General features: G+C 57.3%; 1 protein-coding gene. It reads left to right on the top strand.

Going from position 1 to position 281, the window contains the following annotated elements; translation table 11 throughout:
* On the top strand, positions 1-281 hold a 281-nt coding region (locus ABT56_RS24300), incomplete at both ends, for a hypothetical protein (RefSeq protein WP_047881135.1).

The following is a 281-nucleotide window of genomic DNA, read 5'->3' as shown; positions in this document are numbered from 1 at the left end:
GGTATTGTGGTCGAGGGGTCAGTAGTCGGCGACAAGGTTGAAGTCACCGCGCAGGTGATCGACAAGGTCGGCAACCCATCGCCGGAAGCCAGCGACAGCGCTTTGGTCGACACTGGCGACGCACCAGCCCCGAGTGTTGAACTGCTGGGTGATAGTAACAATGACGGTATCTACAACAGCACCGAACTGGGTGCTGATGGTACGGTCACAGCCAAAGTGACGTTGGCCTCGGGCACTGTTGAGGGTGATCGGATCATTATCACCGACACCAATGGCAACGT

The organism is Photobacterium aquae, from assembly GCF_001029445.1.
GTDB classification, from domain to species: domain Bacteria; phylum Pseudomonadota; class Gammaproteobacteria; order Enterobacterales; family Vibrionaceae; genus Photobacterium; species Photobacterium aquae.
The sequence above is the reverse complement of the archived record's forward strand: the minus strand, read 5'-3'. Positions and strand labels throughout refer to the sequence as shown.